The organism is Polaribacter sp. 20A6 (assembly GCF_011378915.1).
Taxonomy (GTDB): domain Bacteria; phylum Bacteroidota; class Bacteroidia; order Flavobacteriales; family Flavobacteriaceae; genus Polaribacter; species Polaribacter sejongensis.
Genome location: NZ_WTPZ01000001.1, coordinates 376,771 through 395,243, shown reverse-complemented (window position 1 = coordinate 395,243; position 18,473 = coordinate 376,771). Strand labels below are relative to the sequence as shown.

At 30.0% G+C, this 18,473-nt stretch carries 14 protein-coding genes; 7 read left to right on the top strand and 7 right to left on the bottom strand.

The genetic code is table 11. The features are described 5' to 3' along the window. Positions 1-116 precede the first annotated feature (116 nt). From GQS57_RS01730 to GQS57_RS01715, 4 genes are all read left to right on the top strand, one after another. Positions 117-1,745: an acyl-CoA carboxylase subunit beta gene (locus GQS57_RS01730; RefSeq protein ID WP_165730608.1), complete on the top strand. Its 1,629-nt coding sequence runs from the start codon at positions 117-119 to the stop codon at positions 1,743-1,745. Positions 1,746-1,749: 4 nt separating this feature from the next. Then, positions 1,750-2,721 carry an acyltransferase family protein gene (locus GQS57_RS01725; protein WP_165730606.1) on the top strand — a complete coding sequence of 324 codons (972 nt, stop codon included), beginning with the start codon at positions 1,750-1,752 and terminating at the stop codon, positions 2,719-2,721. A 61-nt stretch (positions 2,722-2,782) separates the two neighbouring features. Then, positions 2,783-4,876, top strand: coding sequence for a phosphate acetyltransferase (gene pta / locus GQS57_RS01720; RefSeq protein ID WP_165730604.1), 2,094 nt, complete (start codon positions 2,783-2,785; stop codon positions 4,874-4,876). A gap of 6 nt (positions 4,877-4,882) precedes the next feature. Next, positions 4,883-6,067: an acetate/propionate family kinase gene (locus tag GQS57_RS01715; protein ID WP_165730602.1), complete on the top strand. Its 1,185-nt coding sequence runs from the start codon at positions 4,883-4,885 to the stop codon at positions 6,065-6,067. Between the two features lie 174 nt (positions 6,068-6,241). Here GQS57_RS01715 and GQS57_RS01710 read toward each other — a convergent pair whose 3' ends face one another. Further along, positions 6,242-7,423 (bottom strand): T9SS type A sorting domain-containing protein, encoded by a 1,182-nt coding sequence (locus GQS57_RS01710; protein ID WP_165730600.1) that lies wholly within the window; start codon positions 7,421-7,423, stop codon positions 6,242-6,244. 164 nt (positions 7,424-7,587) lie between these two features. Here GQS57_RS01710 and GQS57_RS01705 point away from each other — a divergent pair, with 164 nt between their 5' ends. Then, positions 7,588-8,304, top strand: coding sequence for a YebC/PmpR family DNA-binding transcriptional regulator (locus GQS57_RS01705; RefSeq protein ID WP_165730598.1), 717 nt, complete (start codon positions 7,588-7,590; stop codon positions 8,302-8,304). A 298-nt stretch (positions 8,305-8,602) separates the two neighbouring features. Here the strand turns inward: GQS57_RS01705 and lpxK are convergent, their stop codons facing one another. Then, a complete protein-coding gene (gene lpxK, locus GQS57_RS01700; RefSeq protein ID WP_165730597.1) occupies positions 8,603-9,616 on the bottom strand; it encodes a tetraacyldisaccharide 4'-kinase in 1,014 nt (337 codons plus the stop codon). A 223-nt stretch (positions 9,617-9,839) separates the two neighbouring features. Between lpxK and GQS57_RS01695 the strand changes: the two genes are divergently transcribed. Next, the gene (locus GQS57_RS01695; protein WP_165730595.1) at positions 9,840-10,934 is read left to right on the top strand and encodes a Nif3-like dinuclear metal center hexameric protein; all 1,095 of its coding nucleotides are present in this window, start codon (positions 9,840-9,842) and stop codon (positions 10,932-10,934) included. A gap of 2 nt (positions 10,935-10,936) precedes the next feature. Then, entirely contained in the window at positions 10,937-11,710 is a 774-nt protein-coding gene (locus GQS57_RS01690) for a zinc ribbon domain-containing protein (protein WP_165730593.1), read from the top strand. Positions 11,711-12,170: 460 nt separating this feature from the next. Here GQS57_RS01690 and GQS57_RS01685 read toward each other — a convergent pair whose 3' ends face one another. The 5 genes from GQS57_RS01685 to GQS57_RS01665 form a co-directional block, all read right to left on the bottom strand. Further along, on the bottom strand, positions 12,171-14,060 hold the full coding sequence (locus GQS57_RS01685; protein WP_165730591.1) for a DUF349 domain-containing protein: 1,890 nt from the start codon (positions 14,058-14,060) through the stop codon (positions 12,171-12,173). Positions 14,061-14,315: 255 nt separating this feature from the next. Further along, positions 14,316-15,071, bottom strand: coding sequence for a shikimate dehydrogenase (locus tag GQS57_RS01680; RefSeq protein WP_165730589.1), 756 nt, complete (start codon positions 15,069-15,071; stop codon positions 14,316-14,318). Then, entirely contained in the window at positions 15,052-16,059 is a 1,008-nt protein-coding gene (locus GQS57_RS01675; RefSeq protein WP_165730587.1) for a DUF368 domain-containing protein, read from the bottom strand. The genes GQS57_RS01680 and GQS57_RS01675 overlap by 20 nt, the downstream gene beginning before the upstream one ends. Continuing rightward, complete coding sequence (locus GQS57_RS01670; RefSeq protein WP_165730585.1) at positions 16,060-16,983, bottom strand: DUF368 domain-containing protein; 924 nt, start codon at positions 16,981-16,983, stop codon at positions 16,060-16,062. It lies immediately after the preceding gene. A gap of 265 nt (positions 16,984-17,248) precedes the next feature. Next, positions 17,249-18,472 carry an ABC transporter permease gene (locus GQS57_RS01665; RefSeq protein WP_165730583.1) on the bottom strand — a complete coding sequence of 408 codons (1,224 nt, stop codon included), beginning with the start codon at positions 18,470-18,472 and terminating at the stop codon, positions 17,249-17,251. Position 18,473: the final 1 nt, after the last annotated feature.

Sequence of the window (18,473 nt, the reverse complement as noted above, 5' to 3'; positions counted from 1 at the left end):
GAATCTGAAATAAATTCAGATTGACAAAAAAACTCCTTTTTAGTCAACCTCTTTTTTTTATCATTTTAATCAAAAGAATATTTCTTAAATTAGCATAAATTAAGAAATAAATTTCGATGGATATCAACTTCAATAAAAACGAAGATTACAATAAATTGTTAGCATCAGATCTAAAAAGAAGATTTGCCAAAGTAAAATTAGGTGGTGGTCAAAAAAGAATTGACAAACTGCATGAAAAAGGTAAAATGACCGCAAGAGAAAGAGTCGATTATCTATTGGATAGCAATTCTAAATCTATAGAAATTGGTGCTTTTGCAGGTGAAGATATGTATGCAGAACATGGCGGTTGTCCTTCTGGAGGCGTTGTTGTAAAAATGGGATACGTAAAAGGAAAGCAATGTATAGTGGTAGCAAACGATGCTACTGTAAAAGCAGGTGCTTGGTTTCCTATTACAGGAAAAAAGAATTTACGTGCTCAAGAAATATCCATAGAAAATAGATTGCCAATTATTTACTTAGTAGATTCTGCGGGTGTTTATCTGCCTTTGCAAGATGAGATTTTCCCAGACAAAGAACATTTTGGTCGTATTTTTAGAAATAACGCCATTATGAGTAGTATGGGAATTACACAGATTTCTGCCGTTATGGGAAGCTGTGTTGCAGGTGGTGCGTACTTACCAATTATGAGCGATGAAGCTTTGATTGTAGATAAAACTGCCAGTATTTTTCTTGCCGGAAGTTATTTAGTAAAAGCCGCTATTGGCGAATCTATAGACAATGAAACTTTAGGCGGTGCAACTACACATTGCGAAATTTCTGGAGTTACAGATTACAAGGCTAAAGACGATAAAGATGCGCTAGATAAAATAAAGTTCATTATTGATAAAATTGGTGATTATGACAAAGCAGGTTTTAGTAAAACCGAAGCTTTTCCTCCAAAAGAAAATGAAGATGATATTTTCGGAATCCTTCCGAAGGAAAGAAACGCACAATATGATATGTTAGAAATCATTAAGCGTTTGGTAGATAATTCAGAATTTGAACAATACAAAGAAGGCTACGGAAAAACAATTATTACTGGTTACGCTCGTATTGATGGTTGGGCTGTTGGTATTGTTGCCAATCAACGTAAACTAGTAAAAACACAAAAAGGAGAAATGCAATTTGGAGGAGTTATCTATAACGATTCCGCAGATAAAGCTACCCGTTTTATTGCCAATTGTAATCAGAAAAAAATACCGTTGGTTTTCTTACAAGATGTTACCGGTTTTATGGTCGGATCAAAATCTGAACATGGTGGAATTATAAAAGATGGTGCAAAAATGGTAAATGCAGTAAGTAATTCTGTAGTTCCAAAATTTACAATTGTTATTGGTAATTCTTACGGAGCAGGAAATTATGCCATGTGTGGTAAAGCATACGACCCAAGGTTAATTGTTGCGTGGCCAAGTGCAGAACTAGCAGTAATGAGTGGCAATTCTGCTGCTAAAGTATTGCTACAAATAGAAACGGCATCCCTAAAAAAACGTGGAGAAGAAATAACACCAGAAAAAGAAGCTGAGTTATTCGATAAAATAAAATCGCGTTATGACAAACAGATTTCACCTTATTATGCCGCTGCCAGAATCTGGACAGACGCTGTAATTAATCCGTTAAGAACTAGAGATTGGATTTCTATGGGAATTGAAGCTGCAAACCACGCTCCTATTACAAAACAATTTAATATGGGCGTTTTACAAGTTTAAATTTATGAAATACCCCTGGATTGATATTGTAAAAGGTATAGGAATTATTCTTGTTGTTTTAGGCCATATTAAAGGTGGTTATAGCCAAAGCCTAATCTTTCTTGTGCATATGCCGCTTTTCTTTTTTATATCAGGCTATTTATTTAAACCTCAAGAGAAAAAAAAGTTTTTTTTAAAGAAAACAGTATCCTTATTACTTCCTTATTTTACTTTTTTAATTATCTTATATCCAATAGAATATCCTTATTCTGATAGTAAAAATATTTTAAATTATATTTTGAAACCAATATATGGTGGACAACTTTTAAATAATGGTTTAATAGCATTTTGGTTCATAACTTGTCTTTTTTTAACTCAACAAGTCTTTAATTTAATTATTCATAAAATAAAGTCTAAAAAAATTTTTGGCATTGTTATGTTCTTGTTTTTAATAGCTAGTTATATAAATTCAGAAATTTTTCCTTACTTTAGACTTCCTTGGAATGCTAATATTGTTTTAGCCGCTATTCCTTTTTTTTACTTTGGTTATCTGTTCAAACAAAACAAAACCTCAATAAATTCATTATTTATACTGGTTTTAAATGCTTTATCCGCATATATTATTTACCTTAAAGTTCCAATTGAATACGATATGAAAATTGCTAATTACGGTATACCTTTTATTAGTTTTATTTTATCACTAGCTTCTATTTTATTTATTATTTTAATTTCAAAAAGAATACAACATCTCAATTACATATCTAATATGCTAAAATATATCGGTAAAAAATCCATTATTATAATGTTTTTACATCAACCAATATACATTTACCTTAGGAACTATAATTTAAACATCATTCTAGTTTTTGTACTAATTATTAGTATTTCTTGTTTATTATATATATTATTTAATTTAAATATATTTACTAGAATTTTTTTCTTGGGATCTAAAAAAGACTTAGATAAATTTAAAAATAAAATCAACATCCAAAAGTGACTATTATCATACTTAATAGTTCCTTTAAAACATATTTTTGCAAATACAATTAACAAAAAAAATGAGTAAAGCTATATATATTGCCGCAATTGAATCCGACAGTGGTAAATCTTTGGTGTCATTAGGTCTTTTAAGAATGATGCTGACCAAATCTTCTAAAGTAGGATATTTTAGGCCTATTATCAACGAAGTTAAAGACAGTAAATTTGATGATCATACCAACACTGCTATTAACTTTTTTAACTTAGATATCGATTATGATGACTGTTATGCATATAAGCACAATGAAGTTGTAGAACTTTTAAGTGAAGGAAAAACAGATGACGTTATTCATAAAGTAATTAAAAAATATAAAAAGCTTGAAGCTAAATATGATTATGTTTTAGTAGAAGGTACAGACTTTTCTGGTGAAGGTGGTTTTACAGAGCTAGATGTAAATTTAATGATTGCCAAAAACCTAGGTATTCCTGCTTTAATAGTGGGGTCTGGAAATGGCAAGAAAAAGAAAGATTTTGTAAACACCATGCAACTTACTTATAAGTCTTTTATCAAAAAAGAAGTTGATGTAATTGGTATTATTGCTAATAAAATTGAAGTTGATGAGGTAAACTACATTCAACAAGAATTAGAAAAAAGTTTTCCAGAAAACTTACAAATAAACGTAATTCCTAAAATTGACTTTTTAGCATATCCAACCGTTAGAGAAGTTTTACAAGCTTTAGAAGGAAAAGTATTATTTGGAGAACAATTTCTAGACAATGCCATTGGAAGTTATAGTACTGGAGCTATGCAACTGCGCAACTATTTAACAAGAATTAGAGAAAATGCTTTAGTAGTTACTCCTGGTGACAGAGCAGATATTATTTTAGGTGCTTTACAAGCAAATGCTTCTACCAACTACCCAAAAATTGCAGGTATTGTTTTAACAGGATCTTTACTACCAGAAGAATCCATTACCAAACTAATTGAAGGGGTACAATCTAGCGTACCTATTATCTCCGTTAAGGGAGGTACTTTTGGTATTACCAATAAGATTGGAGCAGTAAAGTCTAAAATTTACGCAAGCCACAACAAAAAAATATTACTATCTCTAGATACTTTTGACACCTATGTAAATGCAGAAGGTTTAACAAACACACTTACCTCGTACAATTCTGTAAAGTTAACACCAAGTATGTTTCAGTATAACCTATTGCAAAAAGCAAGAGCTTATAAAAAACATATTGTTTTACCTGAGGGTGATGATGAAAGAATTATTACAGCAGCAGCACGTTTACAATTATTAGACATTGTAGATTTAACTTTATTAGGAGACAGAAATGTAATTCAGTATAAATGTGATCAAATTGGTTTGCAAATAGATTTAGATAAAATAAACATTCTAAATCCAGAAGATTCTATACACAATGATACTTTTGTAAAAACATTGTATGAAGCTCGTAAACATAAAGGCATGACAGAAACCATTGCCGAAGACTTAGTAAACGATGTTTCTTATTTCGGAACCTTAATGATTATGAATGGTCTAGCAGACGGAATGGTATCTGGTGCAGTACATACAACCATGCATACCATAAAACCATCTTTACAGTTAATTAAAACAAAACCAGGTGTATCTGTAGTTTCTTCTGTGTTTTTTATGTGTTTATCAGACAGAGTTTCTGTAATGGGAGATTGTGCTGTAAACCCAAACCCTAATGCAGAACAATTAGCCGAAATTGCAATTTCTTCAGCACAATCTGCAGAAGCTTTTGGTATAGAAGCAAAAATTGCCATGTTGTCTTATTCTTCTGGAAGCTCCGGAAAAGGAGAAGAAGTAGAAAAAGTGAGAAAAGCTACAGAAATAGTGAGACGCTTACATCCAGAGTTAAAAATTGAAGGACCTATACAATATGACGCAGCCGTAGATATGTCTGTGGCAAAAACAAAAATGCCAGATTCTGAAGTAGCAGGACAAGCGTCTGTATTAATTTTCCCAGATTTAAATACAGGAAACAATACCTACAAAGCTATACAAAGAGAAACAGGTGCTTTAGCAATTGGCCCAATGTTACAAGGTTTAAACAAACCAGTTAACGATTTAAGTAGAGGTTGTACTGTAGAAGATATTTTTAACACCGTTTTATTAACAGCAATACAAGCACACCAAGGATAGGATAATATGAATATTTTAATTTTAAACGCAGGTTCTTCTTCTTTAAAGTACCAATTAATAGAAATGCCATCACAAGTAGTAAAATGCGTTGGTTTAGTAGAAAGAATTGGTATGCAAGATGCTATTTTCACACATGAAAAAGATGGTGAAAAACATTCTGAAGTTAGTCCTATTTTAAACCATGAAATTGGTTTAAAGAAAGTATCAGATGCTTTATTAAATAAAGAAATTGGTGTTATTTCTTCTGTTGATGAAATAAAAGCAATTGGTCATAGAGTTGTACATGGCGGAAGCAGATATAGTGGTACTGTAGAAGTTGATGAAAAAGTAAAATTTAATATTAAAGATTTATTTAGCTTAGCTCCTTTGCACAATCCTGCAAATTTAACAGGTATAGAAATTGCAGAAACTATCTTTACATCTGCAAAACAAGCTGTTGTTTTTGATACTGCTTTTCATCAAACAATGCCAAAAGAAGCTTTTCAGTACGCTATACCAACTAAATACTTAATAGAAAACAAAGTTAGAGCTTATGGTTTTCATGGTACAAGTCATAAATACGTATCAGAAAAAGCAATAGAACATTTAGGTAAAAAATCATCAAAAATAATTACAATTCATTTAGGAAACGGTTGCAGTATGGCAGCTGTAAAAGATGGAAAATGTATTGATACTTCAATGGGTTTTTCACCAACAAATGGATTAATTATGGGAACAAGATCTGGAGATATAGATCATTCTGTTATTTTCTTTTTAATGAAAAAATTAAATAAAACAGCAGATGAAGTGAATGATATCTTACAAAAAAAATCTGGAATGTTAGGTTTAACTGGTTATTCTGATTTAAGAGAAATTGAAGAAAAAGCAGGTAATGGTAATGAGGAGTGTCAAATTGCTTTAAATTTAGCAGGCTATAGAATTAGGAAATTTATAGGAGCTTATACTGCTGCTTTAAATGGATTAGATGCTATTATATTTACGGCTGGTATTGGAGAAAACTCAATTTTAATGAGACAAATGTCTTGCGAAAATTTAGAGTTTTTTGGTATTGAATTAGATGAACAAAAAAACGACATTCGTTCTAAAGAAATTAGAGAAATTCAGAAAGATACAGGTAAAGTGAAGATTTTAGTAATTCCTACCAATGAAGAACTAGAAATTGCAAAAGAAACTTATGATTTGTTAAAATAACAAACCTATTTTACATAAAAAGAGGCTGTCTAAAAAGTAAGTTTTTTGTCAATCTGAATTTATTTCAGATTCTTATAAAGATTGAACTTCAGTAAGTTGAGATACTGAAACAAGTTCAGTATGACAAGATTTAAACCTTTTTAGACTGCTTCTTTTTTAGGAATACTTTTCCTTTTAATTTTTAATAATTCTTTTGGTAGCAACACTACCTTTTTCTGATTCTATTTTCAATAGATAAACACCATTCACTAAATTTGCTATATTTATTTCATTTTTGGTTGATGCAAATACTTTTTTTCCTAAAACATTAAATATTTCAATATTCTTTAAAGTAAAAAGAGCATCATCAATCTTTAAAATATTTTTAGTAGGATTTGGAAACACTGCAAAATCAATAGAACTAAAGTCTTTTACACTTGCAGTTGCTTCTCCATAATAATAAGTATTCCTGTAATTTGAATCTTCAACAGAACCAATTAATTTATTAATAAATTTAGTATCCTGCCCAGTTAAAGCTTCAAAACCATGTCTATCTATAAACGGATGTATAAAACTGCTCATTATTTGTGTCTCATCAAAAGTATAACTCATTTCATATTCACTTTCATAAGAGCCATCACTATAATCAAAATCTTCCTCTAATATTAAATTATCGTTTGCATCATAATTGTATTCTTCCTTATAACTAATATCATAAGCACTTCCATTCCAATCATACGAAACAAGGTTTGCAATTTTATTATTTGCATTATAAGTATACACATCCTTATCATCAAGACTCCAAGAGCTACCATTCCATTCGTAATAAATAAATTCAGAAACCAAACCATTAACTCCGTAACTTATAGTAATTTTTGAAGATGAATCTTGATCATCACTTTCTGCAATCAATACCCAAGCAGAACCATTCCAAGAAAGGTCTATTAATTCTGTAATTTTGTTATTCGTATAGGTATAAGTAGATTTATTTTCATTAACATAAACACCATTACTTAATTCTAAACTTGTAGATTCAATAAGTTCATTATTAACATTATAGATATAATTTGTTTTATATCCGTAAGTAACATTTCCTGTACTAGAATCATAGCCTTCATAAGATTCACTTGTAATTTTATTGGAACTATTATACGCTATTGTTTCTTTACGACTATATTCCCATAGAGAAGTAATACTATTCCAATAATAATAATTTTCAGATGTTAAATTATTATTGGTATCATATTCGTACACATATTTAGCACTATTTAACCAATTTGTTCCATCAAAATATTTTTCTACAGAAGAAGTCAGTTTTACTTGCCCAAGCAATGTAAATGAGCAAGAAGTTAAAAGTAATAAAGTAATTTTTTTCATAATTTTTATATTTAAAGGTTTCACTTTAAAGTTATAGAAAAGATATACTCAGCACAATACCTACAAATAGGTATATTTCTAAAAAATCCTTGTTTAAAAAATTGTGAATCAACTTGCTAATTTTTACATTTGTATTTATAATTTTTATAAAAACATCATTAGAAATGGGAAGAGCATTTGAGCTTAGAAAAGGACGAAAAATGAAACGTTGGTCAGCAATGGCAAAAACCTTTACTAGAATTGGTAAAGATATTGTAATGGCTATTAAAGAAGGCGGTCCAAATCCCGATTCTAACTCTAGATTAAGGGCGGTTATGCAGAATGCAAAAGCTGCAAACATGCCTAAAGACAACGTAGAACGTGCTATTAAAAAAGCTACAGATAAAGATACTGCAGACTATAAAGAAGTTTTGTTTGAAGGATATGCACCTCACGGAATAGCCGTTCTTTTAGAAACTGCAACAGACAATAATAATAGAACGGTAGCCAATGTTAGGTCTGCTTTTAATAAGTGTGACGGAAATTTAGGTACTTCTGGCTCTGTTGTTTTTATGTTCGATCATGTGTGTACTTTTACTATCAAAAAAGAGGATATTACAATCGACTTAGAAGAATTAGAATTAGAATTAATCGATTTTGAAGTGGAAGAAGTTTTTAATGACGAAGAAGGAATTATTATTTATGCTCCTTTTGAGCAATTTGGAGCTATCCAAACTTACTTTGAAGAAAATAATACAGAAATTTTATCTTCAGGATTTGAAAGAATCCCTACTACAACCACAAAATTAAACGAAGAGCAACAAGCCGATGTTGAAAAATTGTTGGAGAAGCTAGAGGAAGATGATGATGTGCAAAATGTATTTCATTCAATGGAAATGTAATTTTTTTTTGGCGTTTCCACAAGGGTCGGGCTATTCGTTACAAGTCCTCGCCCTTTCGGGCTGTGGGCTTTCTACTGCTATCCCTAACGCAAGAAGATTTTAGATTTTAAATATTTATAATACATACAAAGACCTCAGATATAACAACTATCTGAGGTCTTTGTTTTTTATAAAATCAGAATAACAAAACATCATGTGACTTATTTAAAAAAATGGTGTCATATAAATGAAGTGTACTTAAAAAGATACTTCTAACAAAAATCAAAAAAAAGAAACCAGCGTCCTAACAACGCTGGTTTTATTGTATATGATTTTTAATCATTGAATTAAATTCTTCGTCACTCCCTAAAAAAGAAGTTTGTATTCCCAGAAAAGAAAGCTTCTCTACCCTATTTTCTAAACGTACATAATCTTTTTCTGTAGTTAAAATAAGCTTTTTAGAAGATTTTAAATCTGTATACTCTTTCTTAATTTCTTCTATTTCATTCTCTGTAAAATGATGATGATCGGGGAACTTTAAATGCTTAAAATTCACGTTCTTCTCCTTTAAGAATGATAAAAGCGGTGTTGGATTTGCAATTCCAGTAATTAATAAAACTTCATAGTTCTTTAAATCATCAACCAAAATAGAATCAAATCCAGCTATTTTATCATCATAAGAAATCGTTGTAAAAAACACCTTTTTATGGAACTTCTTTAACTTCTCTTCAATTTTATTTTTTGAAGACTCCGTTAGATTTACAGGGCATTTGGTTACCAAAATAACATCTGATCGCTTTGCTCCTCTCCTACTTTCTCTTAAATTTCCTGTCGGCAATAAAAAATCATCCGTAAATAAATCATCATACTTTGTCAATAAAATGTAAAAACTACCTTTTACTTTTCTATGTTGATAAGCATCATCTAATAAAATAACTTCAGGAGCATTGTCTGTAATTAATTTAGAAATTCCTGCTACTCTATTTGCATCAACAGCAACATCAATGCTATTAAACTTTTTAAAGTATTGCAAAGGTTCATCCCCTACATCTTCCGCAGAATGCGTACTATTAAGCAACACAAAACCTTCCGTTTTACGTTTGTATCCTCTACTTAAAACAGCTGTCTTAAAACCATCTTTTAATAAACGAATTAAATATTCTATTTGCGGAGTTTTCCCTGTTCCCCCCACACTTAAATTACCAACCACAATTACCGGAACCTTAAAAGAAGTCTGTTTAAAAAAACCTACTTCAAAAAAAAAGTTTCGTATGCTAGTGACCACATCATAAATAATGGCAAACGGAAATAGTAAAAATCTTAGAAATTTCATTAATTCAAAAATAAGCAGGTTACACACATTAAAAAAGAAAAAAACACGAATTTCACGTATATTTCTTTTGTGAAATTTATCTATTATTTTAATTGCGATATTTTTTATAAAATAAATTAATTCCTTGCATAAATTTATAGGAAATCACACCTAAAAAGCAGGTAATTTATATAGATTCTTACAAGGAAAATGTTAACTTTGATTTTTGACACAATATTTATTTATGATCATAAAAGACATTACCAACTACTTAGAAGAATTAGCACCTTTAAACTACGCTGAAGATTTTGACAATGTTGGTTTATTAGTGGGAAATTATAATACAACCGTTTCTGGTGTACTAGTAACTCTTGATACCTTAGAAAAAACGGTAGATGAAGCAATTGCAAAGAATTGTAATTTAATTGTAAGCTTTCATCCCATTATTTTTGGAGGTTTAAAAAAACTAAACGGAAATTCTTATGTAGAACGTGTGGTTTTAAAAGCTATAAAAAATGACATAGCAATTTATGCAACGCATACAGCCTTAGACAACTCTAACAATGGTGTTTCAGCTAAAATGTGTGAAGTTTTAGGCTTAGAAAATCCTAAAGTTTTAATTCCTAAGAAAGGAATTATCAAAAAACTAACCACGTATGTTCCTACTAAAGATGCAGAAGCATTAAGAAATTCTCTATTTTTGGTAGGTGCAGGAAATATTGGAAATTATGATAATTGTTCTTTTAATATTTTAGGAGAAGGAACTTTTAGAGGTAATGAAAATTCGAATCCGGTTGTTGGTAAAAAAGGAGAAAATACTACTGAAAAAGAAACTTTAATTTCTATCATTTTCGAAAGTAAAAATCAAGCTGCTATTTTAAAAGCATTAAGAGCAAATCATCCTTACGAAGAAATAGCCTACGAAATTATCACTACAGAAAATATACATCAGAATATTGGAATGGGAATGATTGGAGAACTTCCATCGGAGATGGATGAAACCGACTTTCTTTTATATTTAAAAGCCACAATGAAAACAGATTGTGTACGCCATTCTAATTTAATCAATAAAAAAATAAAAAAAGTAGCTGTTTTAGGTGGATCTGGTAGTTTTGCCATTTCTAACGCAATAAAAGCAGGTGCAGATGCATATGTGAGTGCAGATTTTAAATATCATAAGTTTTTTAAAGCCGAAAATAGTATCCTTTTGGCAGATATTGGACATTATGAGAGTGAACAGTTTACAAAAAACCTTTTGGTAGACTATCTTACGAAAAAATTTAGTAATTTTGCAGTCATTTTATCAGAAGAAAGTACAAATCCTATATATTATATATAAACATGGCAAAGAAGAAAGAAATTTCGGTTGAAGAAAAGTTAAGAGCTTTATACGATTTACAATTAATCGACTCTAGAATTGACGAAATTAGAAACGTTAGAGGTGAACTACCTTTAGAAGTTGAAGATTTAGAAGATGAAGTTGCCGGATTAAACACGCGAATTGCGAACTTAAACCAAGACGCAGCAAACTTAGAAACTGACATTAACAACAAAAAATTAGCTATTGATGAGTCTAATGGGTTAATGAAAAAGTATGATGAGCAGCAAAAGAAAGTTAGAAATAACAGAGAATTTGACTCTTTATCTAAAGAAATTGAATATCAAGATTTAGAAATTCAATTAGCTGAAAAAAGAATTATTGAATACAAAGCAAAAATAGCTCAGAAAAAAGAGGTAATTGATGCTACTAACGAAAAGTTAGCAAAACAAGAAAAACATTTAGGCCATAAAAAAGCTGAATTAGATGCTATCTTAAAAGAAACTGAAAAAGAAGAAGAGTTATTGGCTCAAAAATCTGAAGAGTTTTCTCAAACTTTAGATGCACATTTATTTTCTGCTTATACAAGAATTAGAACTAAAGTAAAAAACGGTTTAGCAGTTGTTGCTATTGAGCGTGGAGCTTCTGGAGGTTCTTACTTTACAATTCCACCTCAGGTGCAATTAGAAATAGCAAACAGAAAGAAAATTACTATCGATGAGCATAGTGGTCGTATTTTAGTAGATGCCGCTTTGGCTGAAGAAGAAAAATTAAAAATGGAGAAATTCTTTTCTTAATCTTTCTACTCATAAATTATAAAAAAACTCGAAGCTTAAAAGCTTCGAGTTTTTTGTTTTATAAGAAAAGTGGCTGCCTAAAAAGGTAGTTTTTTGTCAATCTGAATTTATTTCAGATTCTAAAGAAACCGAACGTCTATAAGTTGAGATACTGAAACAAGTTCAGCATGACAAGATTTCCCCTTTTTAGACTAGCTCGTTTTATTTATTAACACTACAAGATATTTTATACCAATTTTATATTTCGCTAAAAAAATTGAAAATCTAAATGTCTTCCTGAGCTTGTCGAAGTACATTCAGGAACCAAAATAAGGTATTCGACAAAGCTTTTACCCAGCAAATGCGAAGAGCTCAGAAAGACATGTAATTTTTATAATTATATAAGTCAAAAACTAAAAATCACAAAAAAACTCGAAGCAAATTGCTTCGAGTTTTAAATTTAATATACTTTATAATTAAATTAGTAATCTAAGTTCTTTATGTAACTTAACTTTTCTTTCCAAATAGCCAAATCTGCCTTAAACTCATTTACTCTATTTTTTACATTTAATACTAAAGGATTATCATCTGTAGCGTTAGAAAAGAAACCTAAATTGTTTTCTAATTGCTGAATTTCTTTAACAACTTCATCAATTTTCTTTCTAACAAACATTTGCTCAGAATCTAACTTTCTAACATCGTCATCTGCCGCAAGGCTATCTACAACATGTGTAAATTTTAACATGGCAACTTCGTTCTTATCTAAATCTAAACCACTTAAGGCTCTATCTATTAACTTGTTAAATTTACCATCTATATGTCTTGCATTTCTTGGCAATGCACCTAAACTTCTCCAGTTACTTATAATTTCGAAAATACCTTCTTTAGTAGGATCTTTTAATTCTTTTACCGTTTCTAAAAATTCTTTTTTAGCATCTACAACCTCTTGTTGCTCTTTATTTAAAGAGTTTTTCTGATCGTGGTACCTATCAAAATAATGGTTACAAGCCGCTTTAAAACGCTTCCAAATATCATCAGAAAATTTACGAGGAACATGACCAATTTTTTTCCAATCTGCCTGTATCTTCTTTAAAGTATTTGTAGAAGATTCCCAATCATCACTTTCTTTTAAAGATTCTGCAAGTTCTATCAACTCCATTTTCTTCTTTAAATTATCTTGCTGATCGTTCTTTTCGTGTTTGTAAAAAACATTCTTAGCACTATTAAATTTCTTTGTAGCCGCTTTAAATTTTTGCCAAACTTCTTCACTTTTAGAATATGGAAGTTTACCAGCATTAAAATACTCTTGCCTTAACTCTTCTATATCTTTAATACTTTTTTGCCAATCGTTATGCGTTTTATTATTAGCCGTATCATAAGCATTTAGCTTTTCTACCACCAACAATTTCTTCTCTATAATTTCTTGATGTTTAGAACGCATTTCTCTAAAGTGATCATGCCTTCTATCGTGAATTTTTTTAGTAGCTTCACTAAATTTCCCCCAAACATCTTCTCTCATTTCCTGAGAAACAGGTCCAATATCTTCTTTCCAAATTTTATGTAAATCTTGTAACTCTTTAAAAGCAACATTAATATCAGCTACTTCTGCCAATGCATTTGCTTTTTCTATAATTTTTAATTTTTCTTCTAAATTATGTTTAAAATCTAAATCTCTAAAATCGTTGCTTAAATGTAATAAATCATAAAAACGCTCTACATGATGATGGTACGTTTTCCATGTATCATTATAATGGTTCTTAGAAACAGGTCCAATAGTTTTCCAAGAATCTTGCAATTCTCTAAAACTCTTATACATCGTTGCAGTATCTGCATTTTCAATTAAATCTTTTAATTGCTCAATAACAGAAAGTCTTTTTTCTAAATTAGAAGAAAGTTGCTTATCTAAATCATTATAATGTGCATCACGTTGTTTTTTATAATCAGACAACAGCGTATTATAATCCGTTTTTATAGGGCTAGAAAATTGAAAATCGATAGAATTACCTCCTTCTTCTAAAAAAGCTGCTTTCTTTTCAGCTAAAAGAGCACCAAATTTCTGATTAAAAGCACTTTTAATACCTTCAACTTGAGTTTTTATTTTTTGAACAGGATTGTTAGAAAGTGTTTTTTTAAGTTCTAAAACTAAATCTTCTAAAGATAATTTTGTGTAATCTACAACATCAGATTCTTCTTCTTTGTCACTGTTTTTTTCAGCATCCTTAGCAATAGACTTCTCTATTTCATCAACCGCATCAACAGTATCATCTGTTTTTTCAAGATTTTCTACAGCTTCAACTTTTTTAGTTTCATTTAAAACTTCTTCTACTTTCTTTTCCGTCTTATCAACGTTTACTTCATTTTTTTCTAACATATCTACAATGTTTAAGGTCTACTATAATACTACTATTATATATCTTATAAAGATACTGACAACTTACTAAATCTACAAACTATCTAACTATAAAATAACATAGATAATTTACTTTTGGGCGTTCCCTTGCAGGTCGGGCTTTCTTTTACAATCTTTTTATTCATACTTCATAAAAAGGATTTCCAATTCAATCCCTAACGCGCTACGCTAACCTACTACCAAAAGAAAAACTCCGGTAATTTGATTCACTTTTAATTACGTATTCCAAATTCTCCAAGATTCCTCTGCTTGTAATTGCAACATTTCATATCCGTTTTTAATTGTTGCTCCTTGTGCTTTTCCTTTGGCTAAAAAAGTAGTTACTTCCGGATTGTAAATTAAATCGTACAACAAATGATTCGCTGTAATAAATTGATACGGAATATCTGGACATCTTTCTGTATTAGGAGATGTACCAACTGGAGAAGAATTGATAATAACTTGATATTTCTCCATCATTTCTTCCGTTAAATCTTGATAAGAAATTTCTTTTTTACCTTCTGGTTTTCTAGAAACAAATTTAAATTTAATATCATTCTTTTTTAAGGCATAAGCAATTGCTTTAGAAGCGCCTCCTGTTCCTAAAATTAAAGCTCTTTTATGATGTTTTTTTATCAATGGAAATATTGATTTCTCAAAACCAACAACATCAGAATTATAACCTTTTAAATTTCCTCTTTTAGTAAATTTAATAGTATTTACAGCTCCAATAGCTTTTGCTGTTTCATCTAATTGATCTAAGTATTTCATTACTTCTTCCTTATAAGGAATGGTAACATTTATTCCGCCTAAACTATCTCCTCCTTCTTTTATTACAGCAGTAAAATCTTCTATTTTTTGAATATCAAAATTAACGTACTTACATTTTTGTAAATCTAATTTTTCAAACTTTTCTGTAAAATACCCACGAGAAAAAGAATACTCAATATCTTTTCCTAATAATCCAAAAACTTTATTTTTTCCTTCTCCCATAAAAATCTATTACTAAAATTAACAAAATACCTAACACAATATAAAACACAGCTGTCCAGGTTTCTAAATTTGAAAAATCAGGAACAAAACGTTCGTAATTTTCAACAATCTTATTTCCTTTTTGATCAATTAAAAAGTTGCCTTGTTCTTGTAAATACATTGCTTTTTTCCAAGGCCAAACAATCCCTAATGATCCCGTAATAAAACCTATAATAACTGCATTTACAATTTGATTCCACCGTTTTAAAACATATCCTAAAACATGACTAATAGAAACCAAACCAAAAGCAGAACCTGCCGTAAAAACACTAATTATTTTTAAATAACGTACTTTTATAGGATCGGATAAAACTTTAAAATCTCCCAATAAAAGACTTGTAATTACATTGAATAATACATTTACAGAATCTACCAATAATAACACATAATTCCCTAACAAAATCAAGATAAAAGACCCAGAAAGCCCTGGAAGCGTCATCCCCGAAACACCAATAATTCCGCATACAAAAACAAACCAAAGATTGTCGTTTTCTGTAGCTGGTGTTAAAAAACTAATTCCAATTCCTATAGAAGCACCAATAATTAGAGATAGTATATTTTTAAAATTCCATTCGCCAAAATCTTTACCAATATAATAAATAGAGCCAATGATCATTCCAAAAAACCAACTCCAAACATACAGTTCAAAGTTCACTAAAAAATAATCTAGAACTAAAGAAATGCTGAAATAACTAAAGACACTTCCGCCCATAACTAAAAGCAGAAACGAGCCATTTATGTAGCCATAAAAACTTTTAAACCGACCATTTAGCAGCAACCTAAATGCTTTTAAGTTTACCTTTCTAAACGAGTAAATTAATTCTTCATAAAAGCCAAAAACGAAAGAAACCGTTCCACCAGAAACACCAGGAACTTTATTTGCAGCACCCATTGCCAACCCTTTTAAGAAAAGGATTAATTTCTGTAAAAAAGTTCTTTCTATTAACATTTATTTTTTCTCTACGGCTAATTTTTCCATTCCTAGAATAATTACAAAACCAACAACCGCCAATACAATTGCCATGGTTAACTCTGCATCTCCATTAAAAGAAAAAGGACTTACACTTTGTTCGTTAAATGCCACTTCTACTCCATGAGAATTTGTACGCCATGTTAAGGTTTCTTTCCAAGGCCAAATTTTATTTAAAGAACCAATTATAAAACCAGTTAAAGCTGCTAAAGTTATATTCTTATAATGTTTAAACAACCATTTTAAAACTCTAGAAAATGTTAATAGACCAATAATTGCACCAGCCATAAAAACTAAAATCGTTTTAAAGTCTCTATTATTTAAAGCATCTAAAACAGGTTTATATGCACCTAATAATACTAAAATAAAAGAACCCGAAATTCCAGGTAAAATCATTGCACAAATAGCAATTGCTCCTGCAAGAAATATAAATAACGGAGAAGAATTTTCTGAAACTAAAGGATTTAGAGTCGTAATATAATACGCTAAAAAGGCACCTAAAACTAAGACTATTACAGAAATAGCATTCCATTTTGTAATTTGCTTAGCGATGTAAATGATACTAGCCAATACCAAACCAAAAAAGAACGACCATAATAAAATAGGCTCATTTTCTAATAAATATTTAATAACTTTTGCTAAAGAAATGATACTTATAAAAATACCTATAAATAATGACGCTAAAAAATTACCATTTAATTGTGTCCAAGCTGCTTTTAATCCGTCTTTTTTTAACGTTTTAAATAAGTCTAGATTTACGTTGCTAATAGAACCTAATAGTTCTTCATAAATACCAGAAATAAAAGCAATTGTACCTCCAGAAACTCCAGGCACTACATCTGCTGCACCCATTCCCATTCCTTTTAAACCAATAATTAAATAGTCCTTTATATTTCTACTCATTTTCTGTTTCTTTTTTTAGAAAAACGAAGATAATAGAAATTTGAGAAAGATTAAGAAAAGCTTAGGATTTTCAAGGTATTCAAATCAAAAAAAATCGATGTATAAATTTTATAATCGCTTTTATATATCAGTACATAAAAACCTACTTCTTATGTACCTTAACTGATTACTTTAAAGTAGCTACTAAATATATTTTTGCCAGTTAGAGCACAGTTGAGAACTAATTGATTACTAAAATAGTTTTCGACTCTTATAATCTATATAATTAACTATTTACCTCTAACCCTTTTTTTAAGATCACTTCCTTTTTAGCTCTTAATTTTAAAGAAATAGCAGCAATAACAAAATAAATTACCGTTAACAACCATAAATGATTCCATTCTTTTAAAACATCTAAAAATGAAGCTTCCATTTGTGTTAATTTAACAAAGCCATTCATACCAGGTGTAGATGGAATTATTTCTGAAATAAATTTATAAAACTTAGAAAAACCTTCAACAGGAAAAGACAAGCCGCTTAACATTAAAGACGGAATAGAAAGCAATACTAAAAAGACAATAGAATCTTCTCTTCTTTTAAAAAAGGAACTGATTGATATTCCTAAAAATACCACAGAAAATATATACGGAATTATAAATACGTAAATTGATAATAATGAGGAACGCACCGGAATTCCAAATAGCGTGTACACAACGCCAACTTGAATAGGAATAATAACGATATAAATTAAAGTATATAAACACGCTTTTGCTAATAAAACAGAGATTACACCTCCTTTACTTAATATTCTTGGAAATTCTTTATGCGTAGAAACATTTTCTCGTCGAGATCCACTTAAAAGACCAATTCCCATTAACAGTACTAATTGAATAATTAAAGCTGTTAACATCGGAATTAAATAAGTTGCATACCCAGAATTTGTATTAAACAAACTAGTTGATATTGCTTTTATAGGCGTATAATTTTTCTGAGCAGCATCCATAGAAACTCCTTTAGCCATTTCTTTTTTTATTGAAATTCCGGCACTAAAATATCCGTTAACCGCAGTAACATCTCCTAAAACACGTTTGTAAAACAACATATTTGCAGCGTCAGAAAAAGTAGTAATGGTAGTTTGTCTACCACTTCTAATATTCTTTTCAAAATTCTTTGGAATCATAACAATTCCTTGTACTTCTCTTGAATAGTAGGCTACTTTAGCTGCTTCCAAATCGGCAAATGACGTTATTGTTTTTGTACCTTCTGTAGCCGCTAACATAGCAACGTAATCTCGACTCATTCTGGTACCATCTTGATTTACAATTGCTACCGGAACTTCTTTAATTATTTGATTTGAATATATATAGGTATACACCACCAAAATAATAAGGGTCACAGATAAAAAAGTACTCGCCACCGCTTTATCCGATTTAATTGAATTCCATTCGGTACGAAATGTATTCTTAAATGAGATGATGCCTTTGTAAAATAATTTATATAATTTTTTCATT